Below are 1530 nucleotides of genomic sequence, written 5' to 3' on the forward strand. Positions count from 1 at the left end.
AAGCAGTCGAAGCCGGTGCCGAAATCGAGCGTGTCGGCATCGCCCGCGCCGCAGGCCTGGTTCGGGCTGGACCTGCGGTCCGTCCGGGCGACGGCGACATCGACGGTCGAGCCACGTGAATGGGTCGATAGTTCTCCGACATAACCCTTGGCGATCAGCTCACTGCGCCTGACCTTCGGATACCATTGTGGATCGGGCGACCCGCCATCGCGCGTCCATTCATTCATGTCGGCGACGGCGCGGGCAGGGCGGTAGCAATCGAACAACATCAGGGTCAGGCCTTTGGCGGCGATCGCTTTCTGGACGGCGGACAGTGCCTTTGCCGCCTGCTCGGTGAGGATGCAGGCCGGGGCGTCATAGCCGTCCACCTTGCGATGCAGAAAATTGTCCGATCCGGCGTAGCGTATGTCCTGGCGGATCGAGGGATCGACATCGGCGAGCCGGACGAAGCCGGCGGGCAGGGCATCGGCCAAAGCGGGGAGGGTGGTTGCCGCGACAAGGATTGTTGCTGCCAGTGCCGAGGCTGCCGACAAGAACGGATTGCGCGAGGGGTGCCTCGGAACAGGCATGGGTGAGTATCCTGCTATCTGCCGAGCGTCCGGAAAGCCAATTCCATGAATCTCTTGGCGCGATCTATTCGACGAACACCTTCACACTCGCCGCACGCCCTGCGGCGTCGATGACGGTCAGCGTCGAATAGCCGGCGCCGTCGGGCTGCCAGGTCGCGGTGCGGCGACGATCGATGCCTGCCAGCGGCTTGCCGTTGGCGAGCCAGCGGAACGGCGCACGGCCGCCTTGCAGCTTCAGCACCAGTGGCGAGGCGTCGGCCGAATTGGTGCCGAGATCGACGCGGGCGCCGTCAGGCGGGAAGATGATGGTCGGTGCGGGTTCGCTCACCGTCGCCTGCACCAGGCCATCCGACCCGGCGCCGAAGCGGGCGAGCGTCACCGGCAGGTCCTCGCGTCTGGGGCTGAACATGCCGGGCGGTTTGCCCGGCAAGGGGACGGTGGCGAGGCCCGAGCGGACAAAACCCTCGAACAGGATGGGAGCGGCCGAGACATAGCCGGAAAGGCCGGGCACCGCGCCGGCATCGGGGCGGCCGACCCAGACGCCCAGCACGTAGCGGCCGTCGAAGCCGACCGACCAGGCGTCGCGGTATCCGTAGGACGTGCCGGTCTTGTAGGCGATGCCGCGCTGCAAGGCCCCCTCGGGCGGCTTGACGCCTGACAATATGTCGATGATCTGCCAGTTGGCCTGACCGTCGAGGATGGTGGCGCTGGTGCGCTCGGCATCGGCAGGCTCGGTGCCGTCATGCAGCGTGTGCGTCTTGCCGCCATTGGCGAGCCCTGTGTAGAGCTGGACGAGGTCGCGCAATGTCACCCCGACGCCGCCAAGACCGATGGCCAGGCCCGGGGCTTCGTTGACCGGCAGTATGGGGCTGACGCCGGCCTGGCGGAAGCGCGCCATCAGCCGCGTTGGCCCGACCGCGTCGAGCACGCGGATCGCCGGCACATTGAGCGACAATTGTAG

At 67.3% G+C, this 1530-nt stretch carries 1 protein-coding gene and 1 pseudogene; both read right to left on the reverse strand.

Annotated features, from left to right (window positions below; translation table 11 throughout):
* The coding region (locus EN893_RS33455; RefSeq protein WP_164901365.1) for a M15 family metallopeptidase at nt 1-569 on the reverse strand (569 nt) is incomplete at its 3' end.
* A gap of 64 nt (nt 570-633) precedes the next feature.
* A pseudogene (locus tag EN893_RS33460) lies at nt 634-1530 on the reverse strand (penicillin-binding protein 1C); the annotation flags it as partial.

The sequence above is a fragment of the Mesorhizobium sp. M7A.F.Ca.CA.004.04.2.1 genome, assembly GCF_004022825.1.
GTDB lineage: Bacteria > Pseudomonadota > Alphaproteobacteria > Rhizobiales > Rhizobiaceae > Mesorhizobium.